Genomic DNA, 17493 nt, shown 5'->3' on the forward strand with positions numbered 1-17493 from the left:
GTCCCCCGGGGCGGCGGGGGCGGCGGGAGCCGCCGGGTCGCCGGGGGCCGGCGCAACCGGGTCGGCTGGTGCTGCGGGGGCCAGATCGCTGGCTGACGCAATCGGGTCGGCCGGGGCGCCCGAATGCAGGTCATCGGCAGTCGGGGCGGCCGCCGGCGCAACCGGCCCCGCGCCGGCGGCTGCCGCAACCCGGTCCCCCGGGGCGGCGGGGAAGGCGGGGAAGGCGGGAGGGGCCTGAATCTGGTCCGGCGAGGACGACGGCTTCGGGTGGGACGCGTCGGCCTTCTCGAAGGCGGGGCCGGCGGATTCCGCCGGGCCGGCCGGGTTGCCGACACTGACCGCGTCGGCTGCGACGGACGCATCGCCGGAAACGGCCGGGCCGCCAGAAGCGATGACAGCCGCGCCGCCGGGCGCCGCCGGCCCGGCGGGACCACCGGCCGTGGAGGCAGCCGAACCCTCGGCCTCGGTACCCCCGACCACCGCCGCTCCGTCCGCCCCGACCCCGATCGCCTCGGGTGTCTGCCCGGTCGGTGCTGGTCGGGGCTGAGGGACCGGCGGCGGGCAGGTGGGCTGGCTCTGCGCGGCCGGGCCCCGGTCGGTCGGCTGCGTGTCGGACGGCATCGGCGATCCCCTGTGCTTCACGCGCCGTGCGGCGCGCCGTGCTCCGCGCGCCCTGTGGCACGCCTCGCCGGAATTCAACCAGGCTCCGGCCCACACCGTCACCGCGACGAGGACACCGGCCAGTTGGGCGGCAACGAGGACACCGGCAATGCGGACACCGGCTGGGGTACGGCCGGCGCGGGTCGGGGCGCCGCCGACGCAGCTCCCGGACCCGGTGCGCCCCGCCCGCACGGGGCCGACGGCGGCAGACGTGCTGCTCACGCCGCCCTCGCCCCGCGCTCGGTCGCCAGGACCGGCCACTCACAGCACAAGCCGGCTTCCGGTCCCGGTGCCCCGGACGGCGCATCGACCCATCACCGCCCGCCGCCCGCACCCTGCCGGGGCTGCCATGCCTGACGCTCGCGCCGCCCCACGCCCGGCCGACTGCAAGGCGTAGCAGTCGTGCCGCCCGCACCCCGCACCCGGTCGCCAAGACTCAGCCACGCACAGCAAGCGCGGCTCCCAGTCCCGGTGCCCCCCGAACCCCCGCATCGAGCCCAGCACCGAACCGCCGCCCGCACTCCCCCAACGGCGGCAGACGCGACGCTCGCACCCGGCGACCCCGCTGCCAGGTGTAACCCTCGTACCGCCCGCACCCGGCGGCCCCGCTCGTGCGGCCCGGCCCCGGCCGCGGTCCGGCTCCCCACCGGCGGCGGGCGTGCCGCTCGTGCCCCCTCGGCCCGACCCGGCACCACCGCCCGCACCGCTCCAGCAGCTGCGGGCGTGCTGCTGACGCCACCATCGGCCCGCACCCGGCGGCCCCGCTGCCAGGTGTAACCCTCGTGCGGCCCGCACTCGGCGTCCAGGCTGGCGGGCTGCCGGCCCAGCCGGCCGGGACTCTCGTGCCGCCCGCACCCCGCGGCCGGGCTCGTGGAAGGGACGCACATGCGGCCCGCACCCGGCAGCCGGGCCCGTGGAAGGAACGCTCACCCCGCCCTCACCCTGGCCGCCCCCAGCCCGGCCCGCCCCGGCCGCCCCGCCCCGCGCCGCGCTCAGCGTGACAGCGACACCGGTCGGTTGGACGGCGACGGGGGCGGGGGTGTCGGTGTCGGTTTCAGGGGTGGTGTGGGGCCGGATGGCGGGGTGAGGCGGGGGTGGCGGGGTTCCCAGTCGCGGTCTCGGACCACCGCGTCGGCCACCGAGACGGCGCCGCCGCTCACGCCCGGCTGCGCCGCAGGCGTGACATTCGCGCCGCCCTCGCCGCGGCCCCGGCCGCCGGGGTCGGCCACGTCCAGTGGCAGCGCACCGCCCAGCGCGAGCGCGGCCAGCGACACCGCTCCGGCCGCGACGAAGGCGAACCGCCGTCGCGGCCGGCCCACCTCGTGGATCCGGAACCCCTGCTGCGCGCCCGGCCCGGCAGCCGCGGCGTAGCGGAAGGTCGCCAGCGGGTCATCGCCCGTGGGCCCCGTGGGCCCCGCGGACCCCGCGGGCCCCGCGGACAACGGACCGTCGCCGCCGGCACCTCCGAAGCCGCCCGGCCCGCCCGGCCCGCCCGGCGCGCAGCCCGGCAGTCCCTGGAGCCGGGCCATCAGCCCGGCCGACGGCGCCGGCATGGCGCTCTGCACGAACAGCGACTTCACGCGACGCTGCGCGTCGGCCTCCGCCTTGCACTTCGGGCACGTCGCCAGGTGGGCGAGCACCCGCTCGCGCGCATCGTGACCCAACTCCCCGTCCACGAGGGCGGCGAGCCGGTCGCCCAGGTGGTGTTCTGCGGGTGACGGACTGGCTCCGCTCACTCCGTTCCGCCTCCTCCCCCGACCCCCGCCAGTGTCCGCTCCGCCCGAGCCTCGGGCGAGCGGTGCTTGAGCGCCTTGCGCAGGTGCGAGCGGCCCCGGTGGATACGGCTGCGCACCGTACCGAGCTTCACACCGAGCGTCGCGGCGATCTCCTCGTACGACAGCCCCTCGATGTCGCACAGCACGACCGCCGCGCGGAACTCGGGCGCGAGCGTGTCCAGCGCCTGCTGCACGTCCGCGTCGAAGTGGGTGTCGTGCAGGACCTGCTGCGGCGACGGCTCCCGCGACGGCAGCCGCTCCGCGGCGTCGTCGGCGAGTGCGTCGAAACGGATCCGCTGCTTGCGGCGGACCATGTCCAGGAAGAGGTTGGTGGTGATCCGGTGCAGCCAGCCCTCGAAGGTGCCGGGCGTGTAGGTGGACAGCGACCGGAAGACCCGGACGAAGACCTCCTGCGTGAGGTCCTCGGCGTCGTGCTGGTTGCCCGTCAAGCGGTAGGCGAGCCGGTACACCCGGGCGCTGTGCGTGCTGACGATCTCCTCCCACGTGGGAGGCGTCCACGCCTGGGAGCCCGCATCGGCGGCGAACGTCGCGGTGGTCGCGGTGTCGGCGGAGTGGAAACGGTCGGCAGCGATGTCGGTCACGGATTTCGGCTCACCCGCCGACCTGAAGAGGCGTCTGAATACGCCTCGACGATCCTCAGGTGCAGCCGCACCTCCCCTGTCGGCTCTGGTGGTGTCCAGTGGAGCCCCTACCATAGCCACCCCGTCCGTCAGCTCCGGATAAGCCTTTTTACGCTACCTTTACCGAAGATCCCCGCCAGGAGGTGTCGATCTACCCGGCGGCGTCCCCTTCATCCCCTCCAACGCCCGGTCCCATCTGCGGGTTCCCGACGCCAGCGGATACAGTCACCGTTGCGCCAACTAACGGGACAGGAGAGGGTCATTACCGGCAACCGGCAGACGAGCTGGGCGTTCGCCGACGCGTTTGTCGCCGAGGACGACGCTCTGCGGTGGGCCCGCGACCGGGCGAGGGAGGCGGGCCTGCGGTCCGTGTCCCCCGGCACCGGGGCCGCGCTGCGCCTGCTGGCCGCCACGGCCGACGCCAAGGCGGTCGCCGAGATCGGCACCGGGACCGGCGTCTCCGGCATCCACCTGCTGCACGGCATGCGCCCCGACGGGGTGCTGACCACCGTCGACCCCGAGCCCGACCGGCAGGCCTTCGCCCGCCAGGCCTTCCGCGCCGCCGGCTTCGCCGGCAACCGCGCCCGCTTCATCCCCGGCCGGGCCCTGGACGTCCTGCCGCGCCTCGCCGACGGCGGCTACGACCTGGTGTTCTGCGACGGCGACCCTACGGAGTCCCTGGACTACCTCGCTGAATCGTTGCGCCTGCTCCGCCCCGGGGGCCTCGTCTGCTTCGAGGGGATGTTCGCGGACGGCCGCACGGTCGATTCCACGGCCCAGCCGGTGGAGGTCCTGCGGGTACGCGAGCTGCTGCGCACGGTCCGCGAGAGCCCGGCCCTGGACTCGGCCCTGCTCCCGGTCGGCGACGGCCTGCTGTGCGCCGTACGGCGCTGACCGCCACCGTCGTACGGCGCTGACCGTCGTACGGCGCTGACCGCCGCCCGCGGACCGTACGGCGCTGACCGTCGTACGGCGCTGACCGCCTTCCGCGGACCGTACGACGACGCCGGGCAGTCGGCCGCGCGCCGTGCGGCGCCGACCGTCCGCGCCCGGACGCCCGTACGGTGCCGACCGACCGCGCCCGACCCGCACCTCTGGCCGCCGCGCCCGCCCCGGCCCGCCCCCACGAACACCGATGCCCCGGTCGCGTCCGCGACCGGGGCATCAGGAAGATCTGGAGGGTCTACCAGCGTCAGCCGACGACCTTCTTGAGGGCGTCACCGAGGGCGTCGGCCTCGTCCGGGGTCAGCTCGACCACGAGCCGACCGCCGCCTTCGAGCGGTACGCGCATGACGATGCCCCGCCCCTCCTTGGTCACCTCGAGCGGGCCGTCACCCGTCCGCGGCTTCATGGCCGCCATGCTCGTTCCCCTTCCTGAAACCAGCTCATCGTCAGCCGACGGCCCCATTCAGGCGCCTCACACCGGCATCGAACACATTGCTTCCTGGCCATTATCCCGCATGTCAGGACCCGATGACCAACATCGGCTGGGAACGCTTGCGCAACGCGCTCGACCAAAACCACTCATTTCGGCGATCCGCCTGCGATACTTCGCCCCCGCGCGCCCCATCCGCCACCGGCATTCTTTGACGCACATCACATCCCCCGCGCCCGCCCGGTCCGCCATGCTGGGGGCCTCACGCCCGCGACGACAGGGGGACCCCCGACATGGCCGACACCGTGCTCCACGACCTGACCGACGGACTCGCCACCATCACGATCAACCGCCCCGAGGCGATGAACGCGATGAACACCGAGGCCAAGGTCGCCCTGCGCGACGCGCTCCGGGCCGCGGCCGAGGACACCGCCGTCCGCGCGGTGCTGCTGACCGCCGCCGGCGACCGGGCCTTCTGCGTCGGCCAGGACCTCAAGGAGCACGTCGGCAACCTGCTCTCCGACCGCGAGCACGGCACGACGCTGACCATGCACACCGTCGCCGACCACTACAACCCGATCGTCCGGGCGATCACCGAGATGCCCAAGCCCGTGGTCGCCGCCGTCAACGGCGTCGCCGCCGGCGCCGGCTTCGGTTTCGCCCTGGCCGCGGACTACCGGATCGTGGCGGACACCGCCGCCTTCAACACGTCCTTCGCGGGCGTGGCCCTGACCGCCGACTCCGGCGTCTCCTGGACCCTCCCCCGGCTGATCGGTGCCTCCCGCGCCTCCGACCTGCTGCTCTTCCCCCGGAACATCTCCGCCCAGGAGGCGTACGACCTGGGCATCGCCAACCGCCTGGTCCCCTCCGCCGACCTGGCCGGCGAGGCGGAGTCCCTGGCACGCCAGCTGGCCGCGGGCCCGACCATGGCGTACGCCGCGATCAAGGCCTCCCTGGCCTACGGCGCGAGCCACTCCCTCTCCGACGCCCTGGAGAAGGAGGACGCCCTGCAGACCCTGGCCGGCGCCTCCGAGGACCACGGCATCGCGGTGTCCGCCTTCCTGGCCAAGGAGCGCCCGAAGTACCTGGGCCGCTGACCCGGACCCGACCGGGCCCCGGACCGCGGAGGCACCCGGGCCGCTGAGGCACCCGGGCCGCTGAGGCACCCGGGCCGCGGCCGCTGACGTACGCACGCCCGCCCCGCCCCGCCCCCGGAGGGCGCACGGCGGGAGGGCCGCTACCGCCCCCGGGCCGTGCAGTCCGCGAGGTGGTCGTCGACCAGCCCGCAGGCCTGCATCAGCGCGTACGCGGTGGTGGGGCCGACGAAGCGGACGCCCGCCTTCTTCAGGGCCTTGGCCAGCGCCGTGGACTGCTCGGTCACGGCGGGGACGTCCGCGATCGTCAGCGGGGCCGGGCCTGGCTCGGCCGGGGCGTGGGACCAGATCAGCGCGTCGAGCTCGCCGGGCGCCCAGGTCGCGAAGGTCCGGGCGTTGGCGAGGGTGGCCTCGATCTTCGCCCGGTTGCGGATGATCCCGGGGTCGGCGAGCAGCCGCTCCACGTCCCGGTCCCCGAACTCCGCCACAGCCGCGATCTTGAACTCGGCGAAGGCCGCGCGGAAGCCCTCGCGGCGGCGCAGGATCGTCAGCCAGGACAGCCCGGACTGGAAGGCCTCCAGGCACAGCCGCTCGTACAGCGCGTCGTCGCCGTGGACCGGGCGGCCCCACTCGGTGTCGTGGTAGGCGGTGTAGTCCTCGGTGGCGAGCGCCCAGGGGCAGCGCAGCCCCCCGTCCGGACCCGCCGCGGCCGCGCCGCTCACTGCTGCTCCCCCTTCGCCAGGCTCGGACCGGTCTGCAGGTTCGGACCGGTCTGCAGGTTCGGACCGGTCGCCAGGTTCGGACCGGTCGCCAGGTTCGGGCCAGCGGCGGGGCTCCCCGGGGCGGCCCGGCCGGCCGGCGCCGCGAGCGCCGCCTCCAGCTCCGCGATCCGCTTGTCCCGCTCCGCGAGCTCCGCGCCGAGGCGCAGCAGTACGTCGTCCACCTCGGCCATCCGGTAGCCGCGCGGGGCGACCGGCAGCCGCAGGGCGTCGATGTCCTCCCGCAGGACCGGCCGGGTCTCCGGGAGGCCGTCCGCCACCCACTGCGGCGCGGCCTCGGGCAGCACGGCCTCGTCCCCGCCGCCGACCACGGCGAGGGTGACCGCGGCGACCACCACGACCAGCGCGATCAGCAAGAACCAGAACACGATCAACTCCCCTTGGATCGCTTCGGCCCCCTTGGATCCCCTTTGGATCCCCTCGGACCGGTGCGGCGGCTCGGCGCGGCGACTCCTCACCACGATCGTGCCACGCGACGGTGACAGTTATGGTCACAGGCGAGCCGTCGAGGAAGGAATCAAGGGGATGCTGCGACTGGGCAGGCGTGAGTTCGACACCCACGAGGCGGTGATCATGGCCATCGTGAACCGGACGCCTGACTCCTTCTACGACCAGGGCGCGACCTTCCGCGACGAGCCGGCCCTGGACCGGGTCGAGCAGGCGGTGGCCGAGGGTGCGGCGATCATCGACATCGGCGGGGTCAAGGCGGGGCCGGGCGAGCACGTGGACGCCGCCGAGGAGGCGCGCCGTACGGTCGGCTTCGTGGCGGAGGTACGCCGCCGCCACCCGGACGTGGTGATCAGCGTGGACACCTGGCGGCACGAGGTCGGCGAGGCCGTCTGCGAGGCCGGCGCGGACCTGCTGAACGACGCGTGGGGCGGGGTGGACCCCAAGCTGGCGGAGGTGGCCGCCCGCTACGACGTGGGGCTGGTGTGCACGCACGCGGGCGGGGTCGAGCCCCGTACGCGGCCGCACCGGACCACGTACGAGGACGTGATGGCCGACATCCTCGACGTCACGGTCGGCCTGGCGGAACGTGCCGCCGCCCTGGGCGTGCGCCGCGACGCGATCCTGATCGACCCCGGCCACGACTTCGGCAAGAACACCCGGCACTCGCTGGAGGCCACCCGCCGGCTGGCGGAGATGACCGGCACCGGCTGGCCGGTCCTGGTGTCGCTGTCCAACAAGGACTTCGTCGGCGAGACCCTCGACAAGCCGGTCAAGGAGCGCCTGTTGGGCACCCTGGCGACCACGGCCGTCTCGGCCTGGCTCGGCGCCCAGGTCTACCGGGTCCACGAGGTCGCGGAGACCCGGCAGATCCTGGACATGGTCCGCTCGATCCAGGGCCACCGCCCACCGGCGGTCGCCCGCCGGGGCCTGGCGTAGCGGCCGGACGGGCCGACGTAGGGCCGGGGCGGCCGGCGTAGGGCCGGGGCGGCCGGCGTAGGCACCGCGGACGACAGGCGCAGGGACCGGGAAGGGCCGGCGCAGGGACCGGAAAGGCCCGGCGCAGGGGACCCGGCGGCCCTACTTCTGGACTTCCTTCGTCACCAGCGCGATCGCCTCGTCCACGTCGTCCGTGACGTGGAAGAGGTACAGGTCGTGCGCCGACGCCTTGCCCTGCGCCACCACCGTGCCGCGCAGCCAGTCCACGAGCCCGCTCCAGTACTCCGTGCCGTACAGCACGATCGGGAACCGGGTGATCTTCTGGGTCTGCACCAGCGTCAGCGCCTCGAAGAGCTCGTCCAGCGTGCCGAGCCCGCCGGGCAGGACCACGAAGCCCTGGCTGTACTTCACGAACATCGTCTTGCGGACGAAGAAGTAGCGGAAGTTCAGCCCGAGGTCGACGTGCTCGTTCAGGCCCTGCTCGAAGGGGAGCTCGATGCCGAGGCCGACCGAGACGCCGTTCGCCTCACGCGCTCCCCGGTTCGCGGCCTCCATCGCGCCGGGCCCGCCGCCGGTGATGACGGCGAAGCCCGCGTCGACGAGCGCCCGGCCGATCGCCACGCCCGCCGTGTACTCGGGCGAGCCCTCCGGTGTACGGGCCGAGCCGAACACGCTGATCGCCGGCGGCAGCTCGGCCAGCGTGCCGAAGCCCTCGATGAACTCGGACTGGATGCGCAGGACCCGCCAGGGATCGGTGTGCACCCACTCCGAGGGCCCGGCCGTGTCCAGCAGCCGCTGATCGGTCGTGCTTCCCGCCCTGACCTGACCGCGCCTGCGCAGTACCGGGCCGAGCTGCTGCTCCTCCGGCGTACGCCGGGTGCCCTCCGGGTTGCCCATGATGTGCGCTCCCTTCCTGCTGATCGTTCGGATCAGGGTAGGCGCACGAAGGTGACGGGGAGCGGAATTCAGGCGGTCAGCCAGGCGCGGAGTCGTTCTTCGCAGTGCAGGATCGCCTTCGTCTCCACGCGCTCGTCCACCTTGTGCGCGAGCAGGGCGTCGCCCGGGCCGTAGTTGACGGCCGGGACGCCCAGGGCGGCGAAGCGGGAGACGTCCGTCCAGCCGAACTTGGGCATCGCCCGGCCGCCGACGGCCTCCATGAAGGCCGCGGCCGCCGGGTGGGAGAGGCCGGGCAGGGCGCCGCCGGAGGAGTCGTCGACGATGAACTCGGCGATGTCGCAGCCCGCGAAGACCTCCTGGACGTGGGCCAGGGCGTCCGCCTCGCTGCGGTCGGGGGCGTAGCGGAAGTTCACCGTGACCGTGCAGTGGTCCGGGATGACGTTGTTGGCGACGCCGCCCTCGATGCGTACGGCGTTGAGGCCCTCGTGGTACTCCAGGCCGTCGATGACGGGCTTGCGCGGCTCGTACGCCGCCAGCCTGGCCAGGATGGGCGCGGCCGCGTGGATGGCGTTGGAGCCCATCCAGCTGCGCGCGGAGTGCGCGCGCTCGCCGCTGGTGCGCAGCAGCACGCGCAGGGTGCCCTGGCAGCCGCCCTCGACCTCGGCGTCGGAGGGTTCGAGGAGGACCGCGAAGTCCCCGGCGAGCCACTCGGGGTGGGCGGCGGCGACCTTGCCGAGGCCGTTGAGGTCGGCGGCCACCTCCTCCTGGTCGTAGAAGACGAAGGTCAGGTCGCGGTTCGGCTCCGGCACGGTGGCCGCGATGCGCAGCTGCACGGCGACGCCGGACTTCATGTCAGTGGTGCCGCAGCCCCACAGCACGTCGTTCTCGTCCAGCCGGGAGGGCACGTTGTCCGCGATCGGCACCGTGTCGAGATGCCCGGCCAGGACCACGCGTTCGGCGCGGCCGAGGTGGGTGCGGGCCACGACGTTGTTGCCGTAGCGGTCGACGGTGAGGTGCGGCAGGGCGCGCAGCGCCTGCTCCACGGCGTCGGCGAGGACCTTCTCGTCGCCGCTCACGGACGGGATGTCGACGAGTCGGGCGGTCAGCTCGGCGGCGTCGACGGTGAGATCGAGCACGGTATCGGACATGAAGTGACCTTACGCGAACCTTGCCGGACCGGGCTCGTGCGTCCGGCCTCCGGACGCGTCACGTGGCTCAAGTACGGTGGGCCGCGTGCCCGAGACTGATCGACACGCATCGCGCCCTGACCGCCGACGCCCACGCCTGTTCCGACTGGCGGCGGCGCTGCTCGTCCTGCTCGGTGTCGCCGGGTACTTCTACGTGCAGTACGACTCGACCGGCGGGGGCGCGCCCCACTGCCGGGTCGAGGCGAACGGCGCGTCCTACTCCATGACCCCCGAGCAGGCCCGGAACGTGGCGACGATCTCCGCCGTGGGCACCGGCCGGAAGCTGCCGGACCGGGCGGTGGTGATCGCGATAGCGACCGCCATCCAGGAGTCGGGACTGCGCAACCTCGACCACGGCGACCGCGACTCGCTCGGCCTCTTCCAGCAACGGCCCTCGCAGGGCTGGGGTACGCCGCAGCAGATCATGGACCCCGTCTACTCGGCCGGGATCTTCTACGAGCACCTCGCCGACGTACGCGACTACGAGCGGCTGCCGCTGACCGTGGCCGCGCAGCGGGTGCAGCGCAGCGGCTACCCCGACGCCTACGCCAAGCACGAGGAGGACGCGGTGCTGCTGGCGGCGGCCTTCACCGGCCGCGCCCCGACCACGCTGACCTGCCCCGGTCCGGCCCCGCAGCGCCCGGGCGACGCCGAGGCCGTGAAGGCGCAGCTGGTGCGGGTGTTCGGGCCCGGGCTCGCGCCCAAGGTGGGCCCGGCGGCCGGCTCCCACGGGCAGGCGGTGGGCAGCGGGGGCGCTGCCGAGATATCGATCGAGGTCAAGGACCCGCGGCGGGGCTGGGAGCTGGCCCACTGGACCGTGGCCCATGCCACGGAGCTGGGCGTCCAGCGGGTGTCGTTCGACAGCAAGGCCTGGCTGGCCGGGGAGAACCGGGGCGGCTGGGTGCCGAAGGCGCCGGGCAAGGGCGGGGACGACGACCCGCGCAACGTGGGGCCGCAGCACCTGCGGATCTTCGTGACACGGTAGGGCCGGCCCTGGGACCCGGCCTGTCGTTCGGTGCGGTCGTCCGGTGCGGTCGTCCGGTGCGGTCGTCCGGTGCGGTTGTCCGGTGCGGTTGTCACCGAAGCCGATTAACGGACTCATTACTGATCCTTTACCCGAACGATCCGCAACCCCGAGGGGGGCTCGACCTGTTGAGCAGGGCGTACTGGTCGGCTACCGCATAGGAGCACCCATGTCCCTCCCCCTGACCCGCCGTATCGCCCGCGCCGCCCTGCTGATCGCGGCCGGTGCGGCACCCGTGGTCGGTGCGGCCGCCTCGGCGAACGCCGCGGGCCTGGAGCCCGTGACCCAGCCGCTGGGCGCGGTCAGCGCCCTGGACGGTGCCGAGGCCCTGGGCACCACCGACGCCGTCGGCACCGACGCCCTGGCGGGCGGCGACAACGGCGTCATGGGCAGCGTCGGCAAGGTCACCGAGACGACGGACAAGCTGCCGGTGGGCACCCCGCTGGGCGGCCTGCCGGTGGGGTCCCTGACCTCGTAAGGCTGATCCGACGCCGAAGGGGCCCGGAGCGTGCGCTGCGCTCCGGGCCCCTTCGGTGTGTGCACGCGTCGGTCAGCCCAGCCGCTTGACCGCCGCCGCGACCCGCTCGTCCGTGGCCGTGAAGGCGACGCGGACGAATCGTTCCCCCGCCTCGCCGTAGAAGTCGCCCGGGCAGACCAGGATGCCCAGCTGCGCGAGGTACTCGACCGTCTCCCAGCAGGGCTCGTCGCGGGTCGCCCACAGGTAGAGGCTGGCCTCGCTGTGCTCGATCCGGAAGCCGTGGGCCTCCAGCGCCGTGCGCAGCGCGTCGCGGCGGGCGGCGTAGCGCCCCCGCTGCTCCGCCACGTGCGCGTCGTCGCCGAGGGCCACCACCGCGGCCGCCTGGACGGGGCTGGGGGTCATCATGCCGCTGTGCTTGCGGACCTCCAGCAGCTCGCCGAGGACCGCGGGGTCACCGGCGATGAACGCGGCCCGGTACCCGGCCAGGTTGGACCGCTTGGAGAGCGAGTGGACCGCGACGATGCCCTCGTAGGAACCGCCGCACACGTCGTCGTGGAGGACCGAGACCGGGTCGGCCTCCCAGCCGAGCTCCAGGTAGCACTCGTCGCTGAAGACGAGGATCCCGTGCTCGCGCGCCCAGGCCACGATCCGGACCAGGTCGTCCTTGGGGATGACCCGGCCGGTGGGGTTGGACGGCGAGTTGAGCCACAGCAGCTTCAGCCCGGCCGGGTCCAGCACGGTCGGGTCGTCGTCGTACATGACCGGCTCGGCGCCGGCCAGCAGCGCGCCGACCTCGTACGTGGGGTAGGCCAGCCGCGGGTAGGCGACCTTGTCGCCCGCGCCCAGGCCCAGCTGGATCGGCAGCCAGGCCACGAGCTCCTTGGAGCCGACGACCGGCAGGACGTTGCGGTGCCCGACGTTGCTCGCGCCGAGGCGGCGCTGCACCCAGCCGGTGATCGCGTCGCGGTAGGCCGCGGTGCCCCAGGTGGTCGGGTAGCCGGGCGAGTCGGCGGCGGCGATCAGGGCCTGCTGGATCACGTCCGGGACCGGGTCGACCGGGGTGCCCACGGACAGGTCCACGAGGCCGTCCGGGTGGGCGGACGCGGTTGCCTTGTACGGCTCCAGCTTGTCCCAGGGGAAGGCGGGAAGACGAGCGGATACTGCGGCCACGGTGCTCTCTGCTCTCTCTTGGTGGGTCAGGGGCTGGATACGGGCCGGCCGCCGGCCGGCCGTGGGACCAAACGCCTCGGTCCCGTGCGGCGGAAGGGCCGTACGGGACCGAGGGCGCGACTGCCGTGCAGGGCTTAAGGCGCTCAGTGGCCTTCGCCCATGGGGGGCAGTGCGGCGATGAAGGGGTGGTCACGCTCGATCAGGCCGAGCTTGGAAGCACCACCGGGCGAACCGAGCTCGTCGAAGAACTCGACGTTCGCCTTGTAGTAGTCCTTCCACTCCTCCGGGGTGTCGTCCTCGTAGAAGATGGCCTCGACCGGGCAGACCGGCTCACAGGCACCACAGTCGACGCACTCGTCCGGGTGGATGTACAAGGACCGCTGGCCCTCGTAGATGCAGTCGACGGGGCACTCTTCGATGCATGCCTTGTCCTTGACGTCGACACAAGGCTCCGCGATGACGTAGGTCACGCTCTCGTTCCTCCTCGGTAGGGCTTTCCATATCGCGCGGGAGCGCGGCGTCGTCGATGCCCGCACCTAGTATCTCCGTTCCCGGGCACGATCCGAACAGGAGGGGCTGACCAAGCTGTGGAAATCACTGCCGGTGCGCTCATGGAAATCCGTATCACCCCCGCTGACGTGGGAAAACGAGTGTCCGTGCGACGGGTGGAGGCCCGTGCGGACGGGTCCTCGTACATGACGGACACCGTGGGGGTTCTCGGATCGTGGACCGATGGTGTGCTGCTGATCACACGCAAGGACGGCGAAACCGTCCACATCGCGGAATCCTCGCTGGTCGCGGGCAAGGTCGTGCCGCCCGCCCCGGCCCGCCGGCGCGGTCCCGCGGCCTCCTTCGAGGAGCTCGCGCCGGTCATGGCGCGGGCCTGGCAGCCGCTGGAGAGCGAGCGGCTGGGCGGCTGGACGCTGCGGGCGGCCGCCGGCTTCACCCGGCGGGCCAACTCCGTGCTGCCGCTCGGCGACCCGGGCATACCGCTGGAGGAAGCACTCGCGCGAGTGACGGCCTGGTACGCGGAACGTGACCTTCCGGCGTACGTGCAGGCCGCGACGGGCGCCGCGGGCACGCAGGAGGTGCTGTGCGCGGAGCTGGAGCGGCACGGCTGGGTCCGGGAGGTCTCGGCGGACGTCCGCATCGCCGCGCTCGCGCCGATCGCCGACGCGGATGCCGATGTCTCGGACGTGGTCCTGAGCCGGGAGTGCGACGAGGCGTGGCTGGGCCTGTACGGGCGTACGGGCGCGCCGGAGGCCGCGCTGCGGGTGCTGCGCGCGGGGCCCTCGGTGTGGTTCGCCTCGGCGGCGGGCCGGGCCATCGGGCGCCTGGTGGTCGACGGCCGATGGGCCGGTTTCGCGGCGGTGGAGGTCGGGCCCGAGCACCGGCGGCAGGGGCTGGCCACGGCGGTGATGGCGGCGCTGGCCCGGCAGGCGCTGGCGGAGGGCGCGTCGGCGGCGTGGCTCCAGGTGGAGGCGGACAACGCGGGAGCGCTCGCGCTGTACGACGGGCTCGGCTTCGCGGTGCACCACTCCTACCACCACTTCCGGGCCGGGTCGTGACCTTCCGCGAGGAGTTCGCGCAGGAGGCCCGCTCGGAGCGGCCGGACCTGGCGCTGCTGTGCCTGTACCTGGCGGCGGAGGCGGACCCGGGGCTGGATCAGCGGGGCGTGGACGAGGCGCAGATCGAACTGGACCGGCTGGCGGGCATGTTGCCGTACGGGGCGCGCGGCGCCCGGGAGTGGGCGGCGGCGGTCGCTGACCTCCTGGGCCGGCGGCTGGGCTTCCACGGCACCCCGGCGGACTACCAGCGGCTGTCGTCCTCGCTGCTGCACGAGGTGCTGCGGCGGCGCCGGGGGCTGCCGATCCTGCTGTCGGTGGTGTGGCTGGAGGTGGCCCGGCGGGCCGGGGCGCCGGTGTACGGGCTGGGGCTGCCGGGACACTTCGTGGTCGGCTTCGGCGACCCGGAGGAGCGGGTGACGGTGGACCCGTTCGCGGGCGGCGCCGCGCTGGGGACCGGTCCGGCGGATCTCGCGGCGGCGCCGCTGGAGCCGGCCCGGACGCTGGACATCGTGCTGCGCATCCTGAACAACATCCGGGCGTGGGCCGCCGCGCGGCCGGAGCATTCGGGGGTGGCGCTGTGGGCGCTGGACCTGTCGCTGCTGCTCCCCTCGCACCCGGCGTCGCTGCGCTACGACCGGGCGCGGCTGCTGGTGGACCGGGGGGCGTTCCGTGAGGGGGCGACGGAGCTGGACGCTTACGCGGAGGTCATCGGGGCGTTCGACGCGGAGGCGGGGGCGCGGATCCGGGCGGAGGCGAATGCGGCGCGGGCCCTGCTGAACTGACCGGAGGGCGGGGCTGGGCCGGGGCCGGGGGCGGAGCCGGGGCTGGGGCCGCTGCGCGGGGCTGTTCCCCTACCCGCCCCTTCCCGAAACCGGGGCTGCGCCCCGGACCCCGTTCGGGGGCTCCGCCCCCGGACCCCCGCGCCTCAAACGCCGGCGGGGCTGGAAAGGGCCGGGCTCCGCCGGTGGGGCTGGAAGTGGCTGGGTCCGCCGGCGGGGCTGGAAATGGCCGGGCGCCAGCGGCGGAGGGTGTCGTCGGGGTGGGTCGTGAGCCAGGTGCCGTCGCCCAGGGGTAGCGGGTCGCAGCAGGTCGTGCCCTCGTAGGCGAGTTCGGCGGTGGGGCGGAGGGTGTGGGCGTCCAGGAGGAGGTGGCGGTTGTCCTGGCCGTCCTGGTGCTCCGCGACGGCCGCCAGGACGCGGTCCGTGTCCAGGAAGCCCGGTCGGTAGCCGACGAAGCGCAGGCCCTCGGGGAGGACGTCCTCCGCGTCGGCGCTGACGTCCGGGTCGCCCGGCCGGTAGCGGCCCAGCCACTCGCCGCCCACGTCCAGCTTCAGGAACGCCCCGTCGCGGGCCAGGCCGGCGAACGGCTCGTCCTCGTAGCCGACGTGCTCCGCCCGCGGGACGTCGCCGTCCAGGGTGACGAGCAGGGCATGGCAGGTGTCGCCCTGGGGGGCGTCGAGGAAGATCTGGGCCGGGTCGGTCAGGGACTGCTGGAAGCCGTAGCCGGCGGAGGCGGACGGGAGCACCGTCTGCCCGAGGAGCCGGCCGTCGGCGAGGGCGAGGACGACGAGCAGGTCGCCGGCGTACGGGGCACCGGCCGGCATGGGGCCGGGCGTCGTCACCAGGAGCCGGGTGCCCGAGGCGTCGGTGGTGCACGCGCCCGAGGCGGTGTGCTCGTCGGCCCAGGGCTCGTGCTCGTACGTCCACCGCGTCCGCCCGTCCGCCTCGACCACGGCCGCGTACCCGCTGCCGAGCACGGCCAGGGCGCCGTCCGGGAGCGGCGAGGCGAACGAGGTGCGTCGCGCGTCGGGGCGGGGGCCGATGCGGGGCGCCGCGCGTCGTTCCCGTGCGTCGAAGATCCGGACCGGATCCGCGGAGATCCGTGCGAGGAGCAGGTCCTCGCCCTCCCTCCCGACCATCCGGACCGCACCGTCGCGCACCTGCCAGGCATCGGACCGGAAGTAGCCCGGGCCGATCCCCGGCAGGCGCTCCTCGGCCAGCAGCACAGCGCCTACGTGGGTGAGTTCCATGGCGTCCTCGATCCGGCGGGCGGGCGGGCTGGCGGAGCTGCTGGGTGATACGGCTCGGCCCCTGGCCGGGGGTCCGGGCAGGGGCCGAGTTCGGGTGGCGGGCGGTCAGCCGGTCAGCTGGGGTTGGTGTCGATCGTGACCGTGCGCTCCGCGGGGGTCTTGCCGAGCAGGGCCTTGCCGAGCGCGCCGGCGACGTCCTGCGGGGTGACGGCGGTCTTCTCGCCGTTGCCGCGCTGGATCAGGATGCCGTCGAACGTGTTGCCGTAGAGCTCCTTGAGAGCTTCCAGGTCGTACTTCTGGACCAGCTTGCCGTCGACCGCCGTCATGCTCAGGATCTTCGGCAGGGACTTGCCCGGGCCGAAGGCGATCGACTTGGCGCCGGCCTTCACGACGGCGTTGCCGGACATCGCCGGGGTGGCGAACTCCCGCATGGCGCGGTCGAGTTCCGCCTGGTCGACGGTCGGCTCCCGGTTGGCGACGGGGAGTTCGACGGCCGGGGCCTTGCCCGTCTCGACGATGGTCTTGAAGGCGTCCTTGACCAGGCTCATCGACCCCTTCACGTCGAGGCTGGTGCCGGCCTTGCCGGGTACGGCCACGGCCTTGTTGGGCTCGAACTTGATCGTCCCCTCGGAGGCCGTGCCGGCGCTGCCGGCCAGCTCCTGGAGGGCGACCTGGAGCTTCTCCTCGTCGACCGGGATCACGGCCTCGGCGGCGCGTTCCTGGCCGAGGAGCGAGCCGATGACGGTGACCGGGTTGTAGTCGCTGCCGGCCGCGCCGCGCACGGTCGCCTGGCTGTCCAGGCTCAGGCCGGCCTTCTCGGGCTTGAGCTCGACCGTCTTGTCGCCGACCTTGAGCGGGATCGGGGCGCCTGCGCGCTCGCCGAAGGCGGACTCGAGCTTGGCGGCGGCCTCCTCGCGGCTGCCGCTGATGTCCACGCCGAGCACGGTGGTGCCCTTGGGTACGTCGGAGTGGTTGAGCAGCAGCCCGGCGCCGTACGCGATGCCGACCAGGGCCACGAGGCCGCCGCCGACCAGGACCAGCTTGTTGCGGCCCTTCTTCTTCTTGGCCGGGGCCGAGGAGGCGGACGCGGCCGGGGCCGACGGCGAACCGGAGCCGGAGCCGGAGCCGGAGGCGGGCATGGCGGGGCCGGGCGGCGGCGGTACGGGCACCGGCTCGGGGGCCGGCCGGACCTGGGTGGGCCGGGGCAGCGGATCCACGACGGGCATCTGGCCGGTGGGCCCGCCGTCGTGCATCTCGGGGCCGGGCCAGCTCTGCGGGTAGGCGGCGGCCTCGTCGTGCTGGGGAGCGCTGACGGGCATGGTGCCCATCGCGGGGCCGCCGGTCGGGCCGCCGGGGCCGCCGGCCGCGCCGGGGCGGGAGCCGGGCAGGGAGTAGCCGCCCGCGGCACCGGGGCCCGCGCCGTTGGCGTC

17 protein-coding genes and 1 pseudogene are annotated in these 17493 nt (G+C 74.1%); 7 read left to right on the top strand and 11 right to left on the bottom strand.

From position 1 onward, the window contains the following. Positions 1-1652 precede the first annotated feature (1652 nt). The gene (locus tag GPJ59_RS21000; RefSeq protein WP_219668773.1) at positions 1653-2396 is read right to left on the bottom strand and encodes a zf-HC2 domain-containing protein; all 744 of its coding nucleotides are present in this window, start codon (positions 2394-2396) and stop codon (positions 1653-1655) included. Further along, positions 2393-3151 carry an RNA polymerase sigma factor SigE gene (sigE, locus tag GPJ59_RS21005; protein ID WP_219668774.1) on the bottom strand — a complete coding sequence of 253 codons (759 nt, stop codon included), beginning with the start codon at positions 3149-3151 and terminating at the stop codon, positions 2393-2395. The genes GPJ59_RS21000 and sigE overlap by 4 nt, the downstream gene beginning before the upstream one ends. 156 nt (positions 3152-3307) lie before the next feature. Between sigE and GPJ59_RS21010 the strand changes: the two genes are divergently transcribed. Beyond that, complete coding sequence (locus GPJ59_RS21010; RefSeq protein WP_219668775.1) at positions 3308-3970, top strand: O-methyltransferase; 663 nt, start codon at positions 3308-3310, stop codon at positions 3968-3970. Between the two features lie 298 nt (positions 3971-4268). Here the strand turns inward: GPJ59_RS21010 and GPJ59_RS21015 are convergent, their stop codons facing one another. Further along, complete coding sequence (locus GPJ59_RS21015) at positions 4269-4436, bottom strand: DUF3117 domain-containing protein (RefSeq protein WP_003966491.1); 168 nt, start codon at positions 4434-4436, stop codon at positions 4269-4271. A gap of 308 nt (positions 4437-4744) precedes the next feature. On the opposite strand from GPJ59_RS21015, the gene GPJ59_RS21020 reads away from it, so the two are divergent. After that, complete coding sequence (locus tag GPJ59_RS21020; protein ID WP_219668776.1) at positions 4745-5548, top strand: enoyl-CoA hydratase/isomerase family protein; 804 nt, start codon at positions 4745-4747, stop codon at positions 5546-5548. A 140-nt stretch (positions 5549-5688) separates the two neighbouring features. Here GPJ59_RS21020 and GPJ59_RS21025 read toward each other — a convergent pair whose 3' ends face one another. Continuing rightward, the gene (locus GPJ59_RS21025) at positions 5689-6267 is read right to left on the bottom strand and encodes a DNA-3-methyladenine glycosylase I (protein ID WP_219668777.1); all 579 of its coding nucleotides are present in this window, start codon (positions 6265-6267) and stop codon (positions 5689-5691) included. Beyond that, a complete protein-coding gene (locus tag GPJ59_RS21030; protein ID WP_219668778.1) occupies positions 6264-6692 on the bottom strand; it encodes a DivIVA domain-containing protein in 429 nt (142 codons plus the stop codon). The genes GPJ59_RS21025 and GPJ59_RS21030 overlap by 4 nt, the downstream gene beginning before the upstream one ends. A 157-nt stretch (positions 6693-6849) precedes the next feature. On the opposite strand from GPJ59_RS21030, the gene folP reads away from it, so the two are divergent. Further along, complete coding sequence (folP, locus tag GPJ59_RS21035) at positions 6850-7710, top strand: dihydropteroate synthase (protein ID WP_219668779.1); 861 nt, start codon at positions 6850-6852, stop codon at positions 7708-7710. 141 nt (positions 7711-7851) lie between these two features. Here folP and GPJ59_RS21040 read toward each other — a convergent pair whose 3' ends face one another. Both GPJ59_RS21040 and dapE read right to left on the bottom strand, forming a co-directional pair. Next, positions 7852-8607 carry an LOG family protein gene (locus tag GPJ59_RS21040; RefSeq protein ID WP_219668780.1) on the bottom strand — a complete coding sequence of 252 codons (756 nt, stop codon included), beginning with the start codon at positions 8605-8607 and terminating at the stop codon, positions 7852-7854. 68 nt (positions 8608-8675) lie between these two features. After that, entirely contained in the window at positions 8676-9755 is a 1080-nt protein-coding gene (gene dapE / locus GPJ59_RS21045; protein WP_219668781.1) for a succinyl-diaminopimelate desuccinylase, read from the bottom strand. Positions 9756-9840: 85 nt separating this feature from the next. Here dapE and GPJ59_RS21050 point away from each other — a divergent pair, with 85 nt between their 5' ends. Further along, entirely contained in the window at positions 9841-10779 is a 939-nt protein-coding gene (locus GPJ59_RS21050) for a hypothetical protein (RefSeq protein WP_219668782.1), read from the top strand. Between the two features lie 208 nt (positions 10780-10987). Continuing rightward, the gene (locus GPJ59_RS21055) at positions 10988-11296 is read left to right on the top strand and encodes an ATP-binding protein (RefSeq protein ID WP_219668783.1); all 309 of its coding nucleotides are present in this window, start codon (positions 10988-10990) and stop codon (positions 11294-11296) included. 72 nt (positions 11297-11368) lie between these two features. Here the strand turns inward: GPJ59_RS21055 and dapC are convergent, their stop codons facing one another. Together dapC and fdxA are read right to left on the bottom strand one after the other, a co-directional pair. Beyond that, positions 11369-12466, bottom strand: a complete 1098-nt coding sequence (gene dapC, locus GPJ59_RS21060; RefSeq protein WP_219668784.1) for a succinyldiaminopimelate transaminase — start codon at positions 12464-12466, stop codon at positions 11369-11371. 143 nt (positions 12467-12609) lie between these two features. Further along, positions 12610-12936 carry a ferredoxin gene (fdxA, locus tag GPJ59_RS21065; RefSeq protein ID WP_030291119.1) on the bottom strand — a complete coding sequence of 109 codons (327 nt, stop codon included), beginning with the start codon at positions 12934-12936 and terminating at the stop codon, positions 12610-12612. A 117-nt stretch (positions 12937-13053) separates the two neighbouring features. Here fdxA and GPJ59_RS21070 point away from each other — a divergent pair, with 117 nt between their 5' ends. After that, entirely contained in the window at positions 13054-14034 is a 981-nt protein-coding gene (locus GPJ59_RS21070) for a GNAT family N-acetyltransferase (RefSeq protein WP_219668785.1), read from the top strand. Further along, entirely contained in the window at positions 14031-14816 is a 786-nt protein-coding gene (locus tag GPJ59_RS21075) for a transglutaminase-like domain-containing protein (protein WP_308120401.1), read from the top strand. Before GPJ59_RS21070 ends, GPJ59_RS21075 begins: the two co-directional genes overlap by 4 nt. A 143-nt stretch (positions 14817-14959) precedes the next feature. On the opposite strand, the gene GPJ59_RS21080 is transcribed toward GPJ59_RS21075, so the two are convergent. Both GPJ59_RS21080 and GPJ59_RS21085 read right to left on the bottom strand, forming a co-directional pair. Beyond that, a complete protein-coding gene (locus GPJ59_RS21080; protein WP_219668787.1) occupies positions 14960-16063 on the bottom strand; it encodes a hypothetical protein in 1104 nt (367 codons plus the stop codon). A gap of 113 nt (positions 16064-16176) precedes the next feature. Next, positions 16177-17493: pseudogene (locus GPJ59_RS21085) on the bottom strand (hypothetical protein); the annotation flags it as partial.

The sequence above is a fragment of the Streptomyces bambusae genome (assembly GCF_019400985.1).
Taxonomy (GTDB): Bacteria; Actinomycetota; Actinomycetes; order Streptomycetales; family Streptomycetaceae; genus Streptomyces; species Streptomyces bambusae_A.